This window comes from Pseudescherichia vulneris (assembly GCF_902164725.1).
GTDB lineage: Bacteria > Pseudomonadota > Gammaproteobacteria > Enterobacterales > Enterobacteriaceae > Pseudescherichia > Pseudescherichia vulneris.
On the sequence record NZ_LR607338.1, the window covers coordinates 1,553,490 to 1,570,542 of the forward strand.

11 protein-coding genes and 1 pseudogene are annotated in these 17,053 nt (G+C 57.2%); 8 read left to right on the plus strand and 4 right to left on the minus strand.

Annotation, left to right across the window (positions count from 1 at the left end):
• From FN633_RS18480 to pncB, 3 genes are all read right to left on the minus strand, one after another.
• Positions 1-680: porin (locus FN633_RS18480; protein ID WP_279538282.1), on the minus strand; the 680-nt coding region annotated here is incomplete at its 3' end.
• A gap of 595 nt (positions 681-1,275) precedes the next feature.
• Complete coding sequence (asnS, locus tag FN633_RS06390; RefSeq protein ID WP_154057139.1) at positions 1,276-2,676, minus strand: asparagine--tRNA ligase; 1,401 nt, start codon at positions 2,674-2,676, stop codon at positions 1,276-1,278.
• A 164-nt stretch (positions 2,677-2,840) separates the two neighbouring features.
• Positions 2,841-4,043: a nicotinate phosphoribosyltransferase gene (pncB, locus tag FN633_RS06395; RefSeq protein ID WP_154057140.1), complete on the minus strand. Its 1,203-nt coding sequence runs from the start codon at positions 4,041-4,043 to the stop codon at positions 2,841-2,843.
• A 262-nt stretch (positions 4,044-4,305) separates the two neighbouring features.
• Between pncB and pepN the strand changes: the two genes are divergently transcribed.
• From pepN to zapC, 3 genes are all read left to right on the plus strand, one after another.
• A complete protein-coding gene (gene pepN / locus FN633_RS06400; RefSeq protein ID WP_042392460.1) occupies positions 4,306-6,918 on the plus strand; it encodes an aminopeptidase N in 2,613 nt (870 codons plus the stop codon).
• Between the two features lie 159 nt (positions 6,919-7,077).
• The gene (gene pyrD / locus FN633_RS06405; protein ID WP_154057141.1) at positions 7,078-8,088 is read left to right on the plus strand and encodes a quinone-dependent dihydroorotate dehydrogenase; all 1,011 of its coding nucleotides are present in this window, start codon (positions 7,078-7,080) and stop codon (positions 8,086-8,088) included.
• 168 nt (positions 8,089-8,256) lie between these two features.
• Positions 8,257-8,793 (plus strand): cell division protein ZapC, encoded by a 537-nt coding sequence (gene zapC, locus FN633_RS06410; protein ID WP_154057142.1) that lies wholly within the window; start codon positions 8,257-8,259, stop codon positions 8,791-8,793.
• Here the strand turns inward: zapC and FN633_RS06415 are convergent.
• The gene (locus tag FN633_RS06415; protein WP_154057143.1) at positions 8,790-9,899 is read right to left on the minus strand and encodes a YcbX family protein; all 1,110 of its coding nucleotides are present in this window, start codon (positions 9,897-9,899) and stop codon (positions 8,790-8,792) included. The genes zapC and FN633_RS06415 overlap by 4 nt on opposite strands.
• 99 nt (positions 9,900-9,998) lie before the next feature.
• On the opposite strand from FN633_RS06415, the gene rlmKL reads away from it, so the two are divergent.
• From rlmKL to FN633_RS18600, 5 genes and pseudogenes are all read left to right on the plus strand, one after another.
• Entirely contained in the window at positions 9,999-12,107 is a 2,109-nt protein-coding gene (gene rlmKL, locus FN633_RS06420; protein WP_154057144.1) for a bifunctional 23S rRNA (guanine(2069)-N(7))-methyltransferase RlmK/23S rRNA (guanine(2445)-N(2))-methyltransferase RlmL, read from the plus strand.
• A gap of 15 nt (positions 12,108-12,122) precedes the next feature.
• A complete protein-coding gene (locus FN633_RS06425) occupies positions 12,123-14,030 on the plus strand; it encodes an ABC transporter ATP-binding protein (RefSeq protein ID WP_154057145.1) in 1,908 nt (635 codons plus the stop codon).
• Between the two features lie 13 nt (positions 14,031-14,043).
• On the plus strand, positions 14,044-15,297 hold the full coding sequence (pqiA, locus tag FN633_RS06430) for a membrane integrity-associated transporter subunit PqiA (protein ID WP_154057146.1): 1,254 nt from the start codon (positions 14,044-14,046) through the stop codon (positions 15,295-15,297).
• A 3-nt stretch (positions 15,298-15,300) separates the two neighbouring features.
• Positions 15,301-16,941 (plus strand): intermembrane transport protein PqiB, encoded by a 1,641-nt coding sequence (pqiB, locus tag FN633_RS06435; RefSeq protein WP_154057147.1) that lies wholly within the window; start codon positions 15,301-15,303, stop codon positions 16,939-16,941.
• A pseudogene (locus FN633_RS18600) lies at positions 16,938-17,053 on the plus strand (hypothetical protein); the annotation flags it as partial. The gene pqiB and the pseudogene FN633_RS18600, both read left to right, overlap by 4 nt.

Sequence of the window (17,053 nt, forward strand, 5' to 3'; positions counted from 1 at the left end):
TAAACGCGGTTCAGGCCTTCCTGATTGTTAGTACGGTCAGCGTTGGAGTAAGCACCGATCACGCTGAAACCTTCTGCGAAGTCATAGCCCAGAGAGTAACCTACGCCGTCGCCGTTAGAGGTCAGCGGGTTATCACGGTCATTTTTGCCCTGGTACTGGATGCCCAGGTTCAGGCCATCAACCAGACCAAAGAAGTTGGAGTTACGGTAGGTTGCCACGCCAGAGGTACGGCCGGTCATGAAGTTGTCAGCGTAGTTCGCCCAGGTCATACCGGAGAAAGAGGGTGCCATATCGGTGTAAGCGTCAACGTCGTACGCGATACCGTAGTTACGGCCGTAGTCGATGGAGCCTGCATCAGCAATTTTCAGGCCGGCAAATGCCAGACGAGTACGCTGGGACTGGCCGCCGCTCTCTTCGCCGCTTGCCAGGGCACGGTATTCCCACTGGCCGTAACCGGTCAGCTGATCATTGATCTGAGTTTCGCCTTTGAAGCCAATCTGAGCATAGGTGTTATCGTTGCTGCCGGTGTCATCACCAGAGGTTACGAAGTCATGCTCACCTACAACTTTACCGTACAGGTCTAATTTGTTACCGGCTTTGTTATAGATTTCTGCAGCGTTTGCTGCACCGGCTACCAGCAGAGCAGGGATAACCACTGCCAGAATATTGCGCTTCATCATTATTTATTACCCTCATTAGGTTTTTTATAACACCTGCCACTGCCGTCAATAGATTCCGTCAATAAATGTTTACGGAACTATTGATGAGAGTTTGGTGTCTTTATGTGTCTGAGAAGCATCTTTCCATTCATATAAACGTTTCGCTACCTTGAAAGTGCTACAAATGTCGTAAAGAGGTAACAAAAAGAAATAATGTGTAAAAATTTGTGTATTTAAGGGAACTTTGTGAACCACTTCATGTTTCCAATAGAGTTGCTGATAAAATCAGCGTATCCATTGCTATATATATGAATTACTTATGTTTAATCACGATATAGGATTAACTTATTGAGAAAAGGGGTGAGTGAGACATTTTCTCATTTCCGTGTTTAGACATCTGGATAGCTGTGCACTGTTTATCCAAATGTGCTAAAGCCAAAAGAGAAATTTTTGTGCAAGTTTTAGTCAGTATGATTTTTGTACGAAATTATTTCTGAAAAATACGCTTACAGACGCTAACGGAGAAAGGGTTGATTAGGGGAATAACTAACGATTTGTTAACAAAAGTTGACAAGATGAAGGGAAGAAGGGCCAGCGTGTGCTGGCCCAGAAAGGATTAGAACGTTGCGTTACGCGGCGTGCGTGGGAACGGGATCACATCGCGAACGTTCTGAACGCCGGTCACGTAGGCAATCAGACGTTCAAAGCCGAGGCCAAAGCCGGCATGCGGTACGGTACCGTAGCGACGCAGATCGCGATACCACCAGTAGTCCTCTTTGTTGAGGCCCATCTCAGCCATACGTGCATCCAGCACGTCCAGACGCTCTTCACGCTGGGAACCACCGATGATTTCACCGATGCCCGGTGCCAGCACGTCCATGGCCGCCACGGTTTTACCGTCGTCGTTGAGACGCATGTAGAACGCTTTGATCTCTTTCGGGTAGTTTTTCACTACAACCGGCGCTTTGAAGTGCTCTTCAGCCAGGTAGCGCTCGTGCTCGGAAGAGAGATCCACGCCCCAGTAAACCGGGTTCTCAAACTGCTTGCCGCAGTTTTCCAGAATAGTGACTGCGTCGGTGTAGTCTACCTGCGCGAAGTCCGCCTCGATGAAGCGCTCCAGACGCGTCACGGCATCTTTATCAACGCGCTCGGCAAAGAACTTCATGTCATCTGCACGTTCGGTCAATACCGCTTTAAAGGCATACTTCAGCATGGCTTCCGCCAGCGCGGCATTATCTTCCAGATCGGCGAAGGCGATCTCCGGCTCCAGCATCCAGAACTCAGCCAGGTGACGGCTGGTGTTGGAGTTTTCCGCACGGAAGGTTGGGCCAAAGGTGTAGATTTTTGACAGCGCACAGGCGTAGGTTTCGCCGTTCAGCTGGCCGGAAACGGTCAGGAAGGACTCTTTGCCAAAGAAGTCTTTGTCAAAATCAACCTTGCCCTGGTCGTTGCGCGGCAGGTTTTCCAGATCCAGCGTAGAGACGCGGAACATCTCGCCAGCGCCTTCAGTATCGGAGGCGGTGATCAGCGGGGTCGAGACCCAGAAGAAGCCCTGCTCGTCAAAGAAGCGGTGCAGCGCCTGCGCCAGGGTGTGGCGTACGCGGGCCACCGCGCCGATCAGGTTGGTGCGCGGACGCAGGTGCGCCACTTCACGCAGGTACTCGATGCTGTGGCGCTTGGCCGCCATCGGGTAGGTGTCCGGATCTTCAACCCAGCCAGTCACGTCGACATGGCTTGCCTGGATCTCAAAGCTCTGGCCCTGGCCCGGAGAAGCAACAACCGTGCCGGTTACCACCACGGAACAGCCGGTGGTCAGGTGCAGGACTTCATCATTGTAATTGGGCAGAGAATTATTAATAACGGCCTGTACAGGATCAAAGCAGGAACCGTCATAGACGGCCAGGAAGGAGATGCCAGCTTTTGAATCTCGGCGGGTACGTACCCATCCGCGCACGGTGACTTCTTGGTCAACGGCGACGCGGCCCTGGAGTACGTGGGCTACAGGCACAACGCTCATAATATTCTCTCTGTTAATTATATGAAAAATACGCTTTCCACCCAAAGAGGGGGTTTGCCTATGTTACCTGGCGTGCGCCATCAGACAAGCAGAATTAACAGTAAGAAGGGAAGAAATAAGAAATTAATAAGGGAAAAGGGAGCCGAAGCGGCTCCCTGCAAGGATTAGCTGGCTTTTTTAACCTGCGGCAGATCGAACGCCTCACGCAGCGCCCGAACAAAGGCTTTATCATGACAGATGGTTTTACCCGGGCTGTCAGAGAGTTTTGCCACCGGCTTGCCGTTACACTCCACCAGCTTAATGACGATGTTCAGCGGCTTCACCTGCGGAATGTCACAGGTCAGGCGCGTGCCAATGCCAAAGCTCAGATTCACCCGCGCGGCGAAGTGGCGGTAGAGATCCAGGGCTTTCTTGAGGTCGAGGTTATCCGAGAACACCAGCACCTTACTGAGCGGATCGATACCCAGCTTTTGATAGTGGGCAATCGCTTTTTCACCCCACTCAACCGGATCGCCTGAGTCGTGGCGCAGGCCCTGATAGCGGGAGGCATACTCTGGACCAAAGTCGCGCAGGAAGGCGTCCATGGTGATGCAGTCGGTCAGGGCAATACCCAGCTGGTCGGGGTATTCGGTCAGCCAGGCGGCAAGGGCGGCGCGCTGGCTGGTGGCCAGTTCGGGGCTGATCTGCTGGTGAGCCTGGAACCACTCGTGTGCCTGGGTGCCCATCGGAGTTAAGTTCAGGCGGCGAGCGAGATCGTAGTTGCTGGTGCCGACAAACCACGGCTCCTGCTGCAGGCGCTCAACGATAGCCTGCTGTACGTCGCGGGAGAAGCGGCGGCGGGTGCCGAAGTCCATCAGACGGAAGCGGGACATATCCAGTCCGGCGGTCATCTCGGAGAAATCCGCCAGCTTCGCTTCGAGGGTGGCCAGCGCTTCACTGACGCCCGCATCCGGCGAGCGGTAGCGGTGCACCACCTCGCTGATCGCTGCCAGAAGCGGCACCTCCCACATGATCACCTCGCGCCATGGGCCAGCGAGGCGAATAGAGAGCTTGCCCTGGTCGTTGGCGATCACCACCTGGCTTGGGTCATAGCGGAACGTCCGCAGCCAGTCGAGATAGTCGGCGCGGAAGAAGGGCAGGTTGGAAAGCCACTGGTATTCATCATCCTGCAGGCGCAGATGCTGCATGGCATCAACCTGCGCGCGAATAGCATCCGCATAGATACCCAGCAGGTCATCGCCCCGGCAGCGAAACTCAGCCGACACGTGGACATCATGATATTGATGAAAAACCGCCTGCTGCATATGCAGCTTATAGGCATCGGTATCAAGCAGCGTTCGCAGAATAGGGGTCGCGAGTTGTGTCATGGTGCGCCGTAGCATCCTCTCACTGGTGCGTATCCATCAAAGCCAAAGCAGATAAAGACGCAGGAGTATACCTTGATTATCGGTTTAATGAACCTGGATCACAACACAACCGCGTAAGATGTTCGAGAGCAATTTGTGCCTCTGTTATCAAAATGTAGCAAACAGGGCTTTTTGCCTTGAAAAGAGTGAGTTTCCGCGTAGCGCGAATGAGGCAACAGGAATAGACTGAGTCGTTACCCTAATGAGATGCTAAAGGTTTTTTATGACTCAACAGCCCCAAGCCAAATACCGCCACGACTACCGTGCGCCAGATTACCTGATTAGCGATATTGACCTGACTTTCGATCTTGATGCTGTTAAAACCGTCGTTACGGCAGAAAGCACCGTCTCTCGCCATGGCGCAACGGCCGAGCCTTTACGTCTTAACGGCGAAGATTTGACGCTCGTCTCCCTCCACGTAGACGGTCAGCCGTGGTCTGATTACCAGATCGCTGAGAACGCGCTGGTCATCAATAACCTGCCGGATCGTTTTACCCTGCGCATCGTCAACGAGATTAGTCCGGCCGCCAATACCGCGCTGGAAGGGCTCTACCAGTCAGGCGAAGCGCTCTGCACCCAGTGTGAGGCCGAGGGCTTCCGCCATATTACCTGGTACCTCGACCGTCCAGACGTGCTGGCGCGCTTTACCACTAAAATCATCGCCGATAAAAGCAAATATCCGTTCCTGCTCTCCAACGGTAACCGCGTAGGCGAAGGCGAGCTGGAGAACGGTCGTCACTGGGTACAGTGGCAGGATCCGTTCCCGAAACCGTGCTACCTGTTTGCGCTGGTGGCCGGTGATTTCGACGTGCTGCGCGACACCTATACCACCCGCTCCGGTCGCGAGGTGGCGCTGGAGCTGTTTGTCGATCGCGGCAACCTCGACCGCGCCCCATGGGCGATGACCTCCCTGCAAAACTCCATGAAGTGGGATGAGGAGCGCTTTGGTCTTGAGTACGACCTCGACATCTATATGATCGTCGCCGTGGATTTCTTCAACATGGGGGCGATGGAGAACAAAGGCCTTAACGTCTTTAACTCCAAATATGTGCTGGCCCGCACCGACACCGCTACCGATAAAGACTACCTCGATATTGAGCGCGTGATTGGCCACGAATACTTCCATAACTGGACCGGCAACCGCGTGACCTGCCGCGACTGGTTCCAGCTGAGCCTGAAAGAGGGGCTAACCGTGTTCCGCGATCAGGAGTTCAGCTCCGATCTCGGCTCCCGCGCGGTGAACCGCATCAGCAACGTGCGCACCATGCGCGGCCTGCAGTTTGCGGAAGATGCCAGCCCGATGGCGCACCCGATCCGTCCCGACAAAGTGATCGAGATGAACAACTTCTATACCCTAACGGTGTATGAGAAGGGGTCTGAGGTGATCCGCATGCTGCATACCCTGCTGGGGGAAGAGAACTTCCAGCGCGGGATGCAGCTCTACTTTGAGCGCCACGACGGCAGCGCCGCCACCTGCGACGATTTCGTGCAGGCGATGGAAGACGCCTCCAACGTTGACCTCTCTCATTTCCGTCGCTGGTACAGCCAGTCCGGTACGCCGATTGTGAGCGTGCGCGACGACTACAACCCAGAGACCGAGCAGTACACCCTGACCATCAGCCAGCGCACGCCGCCGACGCCGGATCAGGAAGAGAAGCTGCCCCTGCACATTCCGTTTGATATTGAGCTGTACGACAACGAGGGCCAGGTAATCCCGCTGCAAAAAGAGGGGCACCCGGTGCACAACGTGCTCAACGTTACTCAGGAAGAGCAGACCTTTGTCTTTGATAAGGTCTACTTCCAGCCGGTGCCATCCCTGCTGCGCGAATTCTCTGCGCCGGTGAAGCTGGAGTATAAGTGGAGCGATCAGCAGCTGACGTTCTTGATGCGCCATGCGCGCAACGACTTCTCCCGCTGGGACGCGGCCCAGAGCCTGCTGACCACCTACATCAAGCTGAACGTGGCTCGCCAACAGCAGGGCCAGCCGCTGTCGCTGCCGCTGCACGTGGCCGACGCCTTCCGGGCAATCCTGCTGGATGCGGATATCGATCCGGCGCTGGCGGCAGAGATCCTGACCCTGCCTTCTCCAGGCGAAATGGCCGAGCTGTTCGACATCATCGATCCGGTGGCGATCGTTGCCGTCCGCGAGGCGTTGACCCGCACCCTGGCGACCGAGCTTTCCGACGAGTTCCTTGCGGTCTACAACGCGCATAAGCTCGATGCCTACCGGGTTGAACATGCGGATATCGGCAAGCGCTCGCTGCGCAACACCTGCCTGCGCTATCTGGCGTTTGGCGACGTGAAGCTGGGCGATGCTCTGGTTACTCAGCAGTATCACACCGCGGACAACATGACCGACGCGCTGGCGGCGCTCTCTGCCGCCGTCGCGGCGCAGCTGCCGTGCCGTGACGCGCTGATGCAGGAGTACGATGATAAGTGGCATCAGGACGGCCTGGTGATGGATAAGTGGTTTATTCTGCAAGCCACCAGCCCGGCCAGCAACGTGCTGGAGACCGTGCGCGGCCTGCTTAACCACCGCTCCTTTACCCTCAGCAACCCAAACCGCGTGCGCTCGCTGATTGGCGCATTCGCCGGCAGCAACCCGGCGGCGTTCCATGCTGAAGACGGCAGCGGCTACCGTTTCATGGTTGAGATGCTGACCGAGCTTAACAGCCGTAACCCGCAGGTGGCGTCGCGTCTGATTGAGCCGCTGATCCGCCTGAAACGTTACGATGAAGGGCGTCAAACCCAGATGCGTGCCGCGCTGGAGCAGCTGAAAGGTCTGGAAAACCTCTCGGGCGATCTCTACGAGAAGATCGCTAAGGCGCTGGCCTAATAGATCGCCGGGCGGCAGCACGCTGCCCGGTTTTTTTTTACCCTCTCCAGGAAAACGTTTGCGTTTTAGCTGAATTATTTGCCTCAGGTCAATTCCCTTTCGCCGCGCAATCGCAGATAATACGCCCCCGGTTTGCACACCGGGAATCCAGGAGAGTTCATGTACTACCCCTTCGTTCGTAAAGCCCTTTTCCAGCTCGACCCTGAGCGCGCTCATGAATTGACGTTTCAGCAATTACGCCGTATTTCCGGCACGCCTTTAGCCGCGCTGGTACGCCAGAGCGTGCCGCACAAACCGGTCTCCTGCATGGGGCTGACCTTTAAGAATCCGCTGGGTCTGGCGGCGGGTCTGGATAAGAACGGTGAGTGCATCGATGCGCTGGGCGCAATGGGCTTTGGCTCGATTGAGATCGGCACCGTGACGCCGCGCCCGCAGCCGGGTAACGACAAGCCGCGTATCTTCCGCCTGGTCGAGGCCGAGGGATTAATTAACCGCATGGGGTTCAATAATCTTGGCGTGGATAACCTCGTTGAGAACGTTAAAAAAGCCCATTTTGACGGCGTGCTGGGCATTAATATCGGCAAAAATAAAGATACGCCGGTAGAGCAGGGGAAAGATGACTACCTGATCTGTATGGATAAAGTCTATCGCTACGCGGGCTACATTGCGATTAATATCTCCTCGCCAAACACCCCGGGCCTGCGCTCGCTGCAATACGGTGAGGCGCTGGACGATCTGCTCGCCGCCATCAAAAATAAGCAGCACGAGCTGCAGAATATTCATCATAAATATGTCCCTGTGGCGGTGAAAATTGCTCCCGATCTCTCCGTTGAGGAGTTAATTCAGGTGGCCGATAGCCTGGTTCGCCATAATATTGATGGCGTGATCGCCACCAATACCACGCTCGAAAGAGGGCTGGTGCAGGGAATGAAACACGGTAATGAGACCGGAGGCTTAAGCGGCCGTCCGCTACAGCTAAAAAGCACCGAAATTATTCGCCGCCTGGCGCAGGAGCTGAACGGTCTGCTGCCGATTATCGGCGTCGGCGGAATCGACTCCGTTATCGCCGCGCGGGAGAAAATAGCTGCCGGTGCGACGCTGGTGCAGATCTATTCCGGCTTTATATTTAAAGGCCCGCCGCTGATTAAAGAGATCGTTACCCACATCTAATCCTTTACGTCTAAATGTTAACCAGGGCTTTATTTCCGGCCCTGGTTGTTTTATATTCCCCTCGTTGTTGTTTATTTAAACGTTCTCATTATTGACATTTTGTGATAAGCGGAACGGTAACAACGGACACAAAAGCAGCAGGACGCTTAAGGGGGAGCGGAGAGGAATATGCGAATCAAACCTGACGATAACTGGCGCTGGTATTACGACGAAGAGCACGATCGAATGATGCTCGATCTCGCCAATGGGATGCTATTTCGCTCCCGTTACGCCCGTCGGATGCTGACGCCAGACGCGTTCGCACCCTCTGGTTTCTGCGTGGATGATGCCGCCCTCTACTTCTCCTTTGAGGAGCGTTGCCGCGAGTTTGAACTCTCTCGGGAGCAGCGGGCCGAGCTGGTGCTGAATGCGCTGGTGGCGATCCGTTTTCTCAAGCCGCAGATGCCAAAAAGCTGGCACTTCCACTCCTACGGCGACAGCTGGCAGCCCGATCTGGGCGAAGCCGCCAGCGTCTGGCTCAGTGATACCGCCGAGCAGGTCAATTTGTTGGTCGTCGAGCCGGGTGATAACGCTACGCTCTGCCTGCTGGCCCAGCCCGGCGTGGTGATTGCCGGGCGTACGATGCAGCTTGGCGATGCGATCAAGGTGATGAACGATCGTATGCGACCGTTGCCCCAGATGTATAGCCTGGAGCAGGCGGTTTAAGGCTCCAGCACCAGCGGCGTTTTGGGAATACAGCTGCAGCTCAGAATGGTGCCGTCGTCGCCAATGGCGGACTGCTTCAGGGCGCTCACTTCCCCCTCTACAAGACGTACGCGGCAGGAGCCGCAGATCCCGGCTCGGCAAGAGTAGGGCACACGGATCCCCTGGCTCTCCAGCTGTTCAAGCAGCACCTGCTGGTTATTTCCCATAAAGGTCTCTCCCTGCCAGCCAATGGTCACCGTCGACGCTGCCTGCTTCTCAATCTCCAGCGTCTCAACCGGCTCCCCTGCACCGTACACTCTCGCCGGACCGCTCGCCAGCACGCTCACCTCGTCACCAACGCGGATCACGCCGCTGTTACGGGCGATCAGGTTCTGGCCGAAATCGACGTCGCCACTATCGACGGCGGTGCGGAATTGTTGCAGGGTGTGCAGCGGTTCACCGGCCGGGTGTTTCTGGCCGCGCTCGGGGCTGATGGTGGTAAATACGCAGCGGCTACAGGGTTTGACCACGTCAAAGATCACTTCGCCGATGCGCACGGTTTTCCAGGTATCTTCTTCCCATGCCTGCGCCCCGGTGACCACCAGGTTCGGACGAAACTGCTCCATCTGGATGCTGGCCGGGCAGCGGTTTTGCAGATCGCGCAGCGAGGCGTCGTTGGTAAGCAGGTAAGGAAAGCCGTCGGCAAAGGAGAGCGGCACGCTTTCAAAGCGCTTCACCCGACGAGTGGGCTCCTGACCTACCCAGCGCAGCTGGACTTCGCGATTAAAAAAGCCGCTGAGCCACTGGTTGATCGCCGCCGGGGCAATTAATGCGGTAAAATGGTTGCCCCAGACCTCCGTCGGCGCGGCATTGCTGATGAAATCGGCAAAGCGGACCAGCGCGCTGCTGCCGTCGGGCGCGGTGAGATGGAGCCCGTCATGCAGCGGCGACGGGATAAAACGTACCAGCTGCGGATACTGACGGGCGGTAATAAAGGTACCGTCGGGTTCAGTAAGCATAAAGATGCGGTCACAAGCCAGACCGCTGATGTCGGCCAGGGCGTGCGTGAGGCCAATTCCGCGCATCGATTTGACCGGATGTATAAAAAGCCGCGACAGGGTAGCCACTGCGCCCTCCATGGGTGTGAAAATAGGGTCTCAACTTTATGACATCCAACTTATATTGGCTATAATGCGCAACAATTTTATTAGAGTAAAAGTGACGATATGAATTCTCTGTTTGCCAGTACGGCCCGTGGGCTGGAAGAGCTATTAAAAACTGAACTGGAAAACCTCGGGGCGCAGCACGTCCAGGTGGTTCAGGGCGGTGTCCATTTTGAAGGGGACACCCGGCTCATTTACCAGAGCCTGATGTGGAGTCGTCTGGCTTCGCGCATTATGCTGCCGCTGAACGAGTGCAAGGTCTACAGCGACCTCGATCTCTATATGGGCGTGCAGGCGATTGACTGGACGGAGATTTTCAACCCCGGCGCGACCTTCGCCGTGCACTTCAGCGGGCTGAATGAAGAGATCCGCAACAGCCAGTACGGTGCCATGCGGGTAAAAGACGCCATCGTCGACAGCTTCACGCGTAAGAATATGGAACGCCCGAACGTCGATCGCGAGCAGCCGGATATGCGTATCAACGTCTGGCTGAATAAAGAGACGGCGCATATTGCCCTCGATCTCAGCGGCGACGGCCTGCACCTGCGCGGCTATCGCGACCGGGCCGGGCTTGCCCCCATGAAAGAGACCCTGGCGGCGGCGGTCGTCATGCGCTCTGGCTGGCAGCCGGGTACGCCGCTGCTTGATCCGCTCTGCGGCTCCGGCACCCTGCTGATTGAGGCGGCAATGCTCGCTACCGATCGTGCACCGGGCCTGCACCGTGGGCACTGGGGCTTTAGCGGTTGGGCGCAGCACGACGAGGCGCTGTGGAAAGAGGTGAAAACCGAGGCCCAGACCCGCGCCCGTCAGGGGCTGGCGGACTACGGCTCGCGCTTCTACGGCTCCGACAGCGACGCCCGGGTTATCGATATTGCCCGCAGCAACGCCCGCCGCGCAGGCGTCGGCGAGCTGATCGATTTTAACGTCAAAGACGTGGCCCAGCTGACCAATCCACTGCCGGAAGGGCCGCACGGTACCGTGCTGAGTAACCCGCCGTACGGTGAGCGTCTGGAGAGCGAACCGGCGCTGATTGCCCTGCATAGCCTGCTGGGCCGCACCCTGAAAAACAACTTCGGCGGCTGGAACGTCTCCCTGTTCAGCGCCTCGCCGGAGCTGCTTAACTGCCTTCAGCTGCGCGCCGACCGCCAGTTTAAGGCTAAAAACGGCCCGCTGGACTGCGTACAGAAAAACTACTCCATCGCAGAAAACTTCGGTGATATCAAAGGCAGCGGCATGGCGGAAGATTACGCCAACCGCCTGCGCAAGAATGTCAAAAAGCTGGAGAAGTGGGCGCGCCAGGAGGGGATCGAGTGCTATCGCCTGTACGATGCTGACCTGCCGGACTATAACGTGGCGGTAGACCGCTACGCCGACTGGGTGGTGGTGCAGGAGTACGCTCCGCCGAAAACCGTCGATGCGCAGAAGGCCCGTCAGCGTCTGCTGGATGTTATTGCCGCCACCATTACGGTGCTGGGCATTGCGCCTAACAAGCTGGTGCTAAAGACCCGCGAGCGGCAGAAAGGCAAGAACCAGTATCAGAAGATGAACGAGAAGGGCGAATTCATGGAGGTGAGCGAATACAACGCCCGCCTGTGGGTTAACCTGACCGACTATCTGGATACCGGCCTGTTCCTGGATCACCGTATCGCCCGCCGGATGCTCGGTCAGATGAGCAAAGGTAAAGATTTCCTCAACCTCTTCTCCTACACCGGCAGCGCCAGCGTGCACGCGGGTCTGGGCGGAGCGGCATCGACCACCACCGTCGATATGTCACGCACCTACCTGGAGTGGGCCGAGCGCAACCTGCGCCTGAACGGCCTCACCGGTCGCCAGCATCGCCTGATGCAGGCCGACGTGATGGGCTGGCTACGGGAGACCGACGAGCAGTTCGATCTGATCTTTATCGATCCGCCGACCTTCTCTAACTCCAAGCGAATGGAAGAGGCGTTTGACGTTCAGCGCGATCACCTGAGCTTGATGAAAGACTTAAAACGGATGCTGCGTAAAGGCGGCACGATTATGTTCTCAAATAACAAACGCGGTTTCCGCATGGACCACGACGGGCTGGCTGAACTGGGGCTGAAAGCACAAGACATTACCCAAAAAACACAGTCGCAGGATTTCGCCCGCAACCGTCAGATCCATAACTGCTGGCTGATTACCGCAGCCTGAGAGGAATAGAACACAATGTCATTAATTAGTATGCACGGTGCCTGGCTGTCGTTCAGCGACGCACCGCTTCTGGATAACGCCGAGCTTCATATCGAAGACAACGAGCGCGTCTGCCTGGTCGGACGTAACGGCGCGGGTAAATCCACCCTGATGAAGATCCTTAACCGCGAACAGGGCCTCGACGATGGCCGCATCGTCTATGAGCAGGATCTGGTTGTGGCACGTTTGCAGCAGGATCCGCCGCGTAACGTCGCCGGCAGCGTCTACGATTTTGTCGCCGAGGGTATCTCAGAGCAGGCGGAGTATCTCAAGGGGTACCATGAGATCTCCCATCTGGTGATGATCGATCCGAGCGAAAAGAACCTCAACGAGATGGCACGCCTGCAGGAGCTGCTGGATCACTACGGCCTCTGGCAGATGGAGAACCGCATCAACGAGGTGCTGGCCCAGCTTGGCCTGGAGGCCGATATGGCGCTGGCCTCACTCTCCGGTGGCTGGCTACGTAAGGCGGCTCTGGGCCGTGCGCTGGTGAGCAACCCGCGCGTGCTGCTGCTGGATGAGCCGACCAACCACCTGGATATCGAAACCATCGACTGGCTGGAAGGGTTCCTGAAAACCTTCAACGGCACCATTATCTTTATCTCCCATGACCGTTCGTTTATCCGCAATATGGCGACGCGCATTGTCGATCTCGATCGCGGCAAGCTGGTGACCTATCCAGGCAACTACGATCAGTACCTGCTGGAGAAAGAGGAGGCGCTGCGGGTCGAAGAGCTGCAAAACGCCGAATTTGACCGCAAGCTGGCCCAGGAAGAGGTGTGGATCCGTCAGGGCATCAAAGCGCGTCGTACCCGTAACGAAGGGCGTGTCCGGGCGCTGAAGGCGATGCGTCGCGAGCGCAGCGAGCGCCGTGAGGTGATGGGCAGCGCGAAGATGCAGGTTGAAGAGGCCTCCCGCTCTGGCAAAATCGTTATTGAGATGGAGAACGTCCACTACGGCGTGGACGGCAAGAAGCTGGTCACCGATTTCTCCGCTCAGGTACAGCGCGGGGATAAAATTGCCCTGATCGGCCCGAACGGCTGTGGTAAAACCACGCTGCTGAAGCTGATGCTCGGCCAGTTACAGGCTGACAGCGGACGTATTCATATCGGAACCAAGCTGGAAGTGGCCTACTTTGACCAGCACCGTGCCGAGCTGGATCCGGATCGCACGGTGATGGATAACCTTGCCGAAGGCAAGCAGGAGGTGATGGTTAACGGTAAGCCGCGCCACGTGCTGGGCTACCTGCAGGACTTCCTGTTCCATCCGAAACGCGCCATGACGCCGGTACGCGCGCTCTCCGGCGGGGAGCGTAACCGCCTCCTGCTGGCGCGCCTGTTCCTCAAGCCCAGCAACCTGCTGATCCTCGATGAACCGACCAACGACCTCGACGTCGAGACGCTGGAGCTGCTGGAGGAGCTGATTGACGGCTACCAGGGCACGGTGCTGCTGGTGAGCCACGATCGTCAATTTGTCGACAATACCGTGACCGAGTGCTGGATCTTTGAAGGCCAGGGCCGCATTGGCCGCTACGTGGGCGGTTACCAGGATGCGCGGGGCCAGCAGGCTGCCTCTCAGGCGTATAAACAGTCTGTTTCCAAAAAGGTGACAGATATTCCGGCGGCAAAAGCAGAAACTGTCAAACGCGGCGGGAGCAAACTAAGCTATAACCTGCAACGGGAACTTGAGCAGCTACCTCAACGGCTTGAAGAGCTGGAGGCGAATCTCACTGCGCTACAGGCACAGGTGGCCGACGGCGCTTTCTTCAGCCAGCCTCACGAGCAGACGCAAAAGGTTTTAGACGAGATGGCTGCCGCTGAGCAGGCGCTGGAAGCAGCGTTTGAGCGGTGGGAGCAGCTTGAGGCGCTTAAAAACGCGACGTAATCAGGGAGTGCGTATGTGCGAACAACATCATGACACCCGGCACATTTTGTGTTCGCAATGCGATCTGCTGGTGGCTCTGCCGCCGCTTGCGCACGGGCATAAAGCAACCTGTCCGCGCTGCGGCCATACGCTGACCACCCGCTGGGATGCGCCCCGACAGCGTCCGCTGGCCTACGCGGTAGTGGCGCTGTTTATGCTGGTGCTGGCTAATCTGTTCCCCTTCGTTAACATGAAGGTGGCAGGGGTCACCAGTGAAGTGACGCTGATGGAGATCCCACGCGTCATGTTCAGTGAGGACTACGCCAGCCTTGGCACCTTCTTCTTGCTCTTTGTGCAGTTCGTGCCCGCGTTCTGCCTGGTCACCGTCATCCTGCTGGTGAACCAGGTTCCGCTGCCGGATCGCCTGAAACGCAGGCTGGCCCGCATCTTTTTCATGCTGAAAAACTGGGGGATGGCAGAGATCTTTCTCGCCGGGGTGCTGGTCAGCTTCGTAAAGCTGATGGCCTATGGCGATATCGGCGTCGGTAGCAGCTTCATCCCCTGGTGTCTGTTCTGCATTCTGCATCTGCGCGCCTTTCAGTGCGTCGATAAACGCTGGCTGTGGGACGACATCGCGCCCGCGCCAGCGCTTGCCCAGCCGCTGCGCGTCGGCGTGCCGGGCATTCGTCAGGGGCTGCGCTCCTGCGCCTGCTGCACGGCGGTGCTGCCCGTTGACCAGACGGTGTGCCCCCGCTGTCACAGCCATGGCCACGCCCGGCGCAGGAACAGCCTTCAGTTAACCATGGCGCTGCTGGTCACCTCCATCCTGCTCTATCTGCCGGCCAATATTTTGCCCATCATGATCACCGATCTGCTCGGGGATAAAATGCCCTCGACCATTTTGGCCGGGGTGATCCTGCTCTGGAGCGAAGGCTCCTATCCGGTGGCGCTGGTGATCTTTATCGCCAGTATTATGGTGCCTACTCTGAAGATGATCGCCATCGCCTGGCTCTGCTGGGATGCGAAAGGGCACGGCAGGCGCGACAGCGAGCGCATGCACCTGATTTATGAGGTTGTTGAATTTGTGGGCCGCTGGTCAATGATCGACGTCTTCGTTATCGCCGTACTCTCTGCCCTGGTTCGAATGGGCGGATTAATGAATATTTACCCCGCAATGGGCGCGCTGATGTTTGCGCTGGTTGTCATCATGACGATGTTTGCGGCCATGACCTTCGACCCACGCCTGTCGTGGGATCGTGAGCCAGAATTAAGCCAGAAGGAGTCGTAAAACATGGAGACCAAAGGTGGGGAAGCCAAAGTGCAGAAGGTGAAGAACTGGTCGCCGGTGTGGATCTTCCCAATTGTCACGGCGCTGATCGGGGCCTGGATCCTCTTTTATCACTATAGCCATCAGGGGCCAGAGGTGACGCTGATCACCACCAATGCTGAAGGCATCGAGGCGGGTAAAACCACCATCAAGAGCCGCAGCATTAACGTCGGCGTGGTGGAGTCCGCAACGCTGACCGACGATCTGACCCACGTTGAGATCAAAGCGCGCCTGAACGCCGATATGCAGAAGCTGCTGCACGGCGACACGGTGTTTTGGGTGGTGAAGCCGCAGGTAGGCAGGGAAGGGATCAGCGGGTTGGGCACGTTGCTCTCCGGGGCCTATATCGAGCTGCAGCCAGGCACCAAAGGCGGCGTACGTGATGATTACCAGCTTCTGGATTCGCCGCCGCTAGCACCGCCAGATGCAAAAGGGATCCGCGTGGTGCTCGACAGTAAAAAAGCGGGTCAGCTCACCCCCGGGGATCCGGTGCTGTTTCGTGGCTATCGCGTCGGCTCGGTAGAGACCAGCGTTTTCGATCCGCAGAAACGCACCATGAGCTATCAGCTGTTTATCAACGCACCTAACGATCGTCTGGTGACCAGCAACGTCCGCTTCTGGAAAGACAGCGGTATCGCGGTCGATCTCACCTCGGCGGGCATGCGCGTAGAGATGGGGGCGCTGACCACTCTGTTTGGCGGCGGCGTCAGCTTTGACGTGCCTGACGGCATCGATCTAGGCCAGCCGGTGGCCGAGAAAACCGAGTTCGATCTCTACGATAACCAGCGCAGCATTCAGGAGTCGCTCTATACCCAGCACCAGGATTTCCTGCTGTTCTTCAAAGATTCTATTCGCGGTCTGCAACCAGGCGCACCGGTAGAGTTCCGCGGCATGCGTCTTGGGACCGTCAGCAAGGTGCCATTCTTTATGCCGGGCCTGCGGCAGGCGCTGAACGAGGACTACCGTATTCCGGTGCTGATCCGTATTGAGCCTGAGCGGATCGCAAGCCAGATGGGGGAAAGCCCAGATATTCTCACCAATCTGCCTGAACTGCTGAAGCAGGGGCTACGCGGCTCGCTGAAAACCGGTAACCTGGTGACCGGTGCGCTCTACGTGGATATGGATTTCGTCTCGAAACCGCCGCCGATCACCGGCATCCGCGAGTTTGGTGGTTACAAAATTATTCCGACCGTCAGTAGCGGCCTGGCGCAGATCCAGCAGCGCCTGATGGATACGCTGGATAAGATCAACAATCTGCCGTTGAACCCAATGCTTGAGCAGGCTACCGGCACGCTCGCCGAAAGCCAGCGCACCATGCGTCGCCTGCAAACCACGCTGGACAACCTGAACAAGTTGACCGCCAGCCAGTCGGTGCAGCAGCTGCCGCAGGATATGCAGAAAACGCTGCGCGAGCTGAACCGCAGCATGCAGGGCTTCCAGCCGGGATCGGCAGCCTATAACAAGATGGTGGCGGATATGCAGCGCCTGGATCAGGTTCTGCGCGAGCTGCAGCCGGTATTGCAGACGCTTAACCAGAAGAGCAACGCCCTGGTCTTTGAGGCGAAGGGCAAAAAAGATCCTGAGCCGAAGGGGGTTAAACAGTGAGAAAAGGGATAATGGTCATTGCGGCGCTGCTGCTCAGCGCCTGCAGCAGCGGTAACGAGGAGCCTCGCTACTATCAGTTGCCGAACAATCAGTTGCCAAACAATCAGCAACT

What these genes read in the sequence shown, in the direction of transcription:
- asnS (WP_154057139.1), bottom strand. Translation starts at nt 2,676, where the DNA reads ATGAGCGTTGTGCCTGTAGCCCACGTACTCCAGGGCCGCGTCGCCGTT.
- pncB (WP_154057140.1), bottom strand. Translation starts at nt 4,043, where the DNA reads ATGACACAACTCGCGACCCCTATTCTGCGAACGCTGCTTGATACCGAT.
- pepN (WP_042392460.1), top strand. Translation starts at nt 4,306, where the DNA reads ATGACTCAACAGCCCCAAGCCAAATACCGCCACGACTACCGTGCGCCA.
- pyrD (WP_154057141.1), top strand. Translation starts at nt 7,078, where the DNA reads ATGTACTACCCCTTCGTTCGTAAAGCCCTTTTCCAGCTCGACCCTGAG.
- zapC (WP_154057142.1), top strand. Translation starts at nt 8,257, where the DNA reads ATGCGAATCAAACCTGACGATAACTGGCGCTGGTATTACGACGAAGAG.
- rlmKL (WP_154057144.1), top strand. Translation starts at nt 9,999, where the DNA reads ATGAATTCTCTGTTTGCCAGTACGGCCCGTGGGCTGGAAGAGCTATTA.
- FN633_RS06425 (WP_154057145.1), top strand. Translation starts at nt 12,123, where the DNA reads ATGTCATTAATTAGTATGCACGGTGCCTGGCTGTCGTTCAGCGACGCA.
- pqiA (WP_154057146.1), top strand. Translation starts at nt 14,044, where the DNA reads ATGTGCGAACAACATCATGACACCCGGCACATTTTGTGTTCGCAATGC.
- pqiB (WP_154057147.1), top strand. Translation starts at nt 15,301, where the DNA reads ATGGAGACCAAAGGTGGGGAAGCCAAAGTGCAGAAGGTGAAGAACTGG.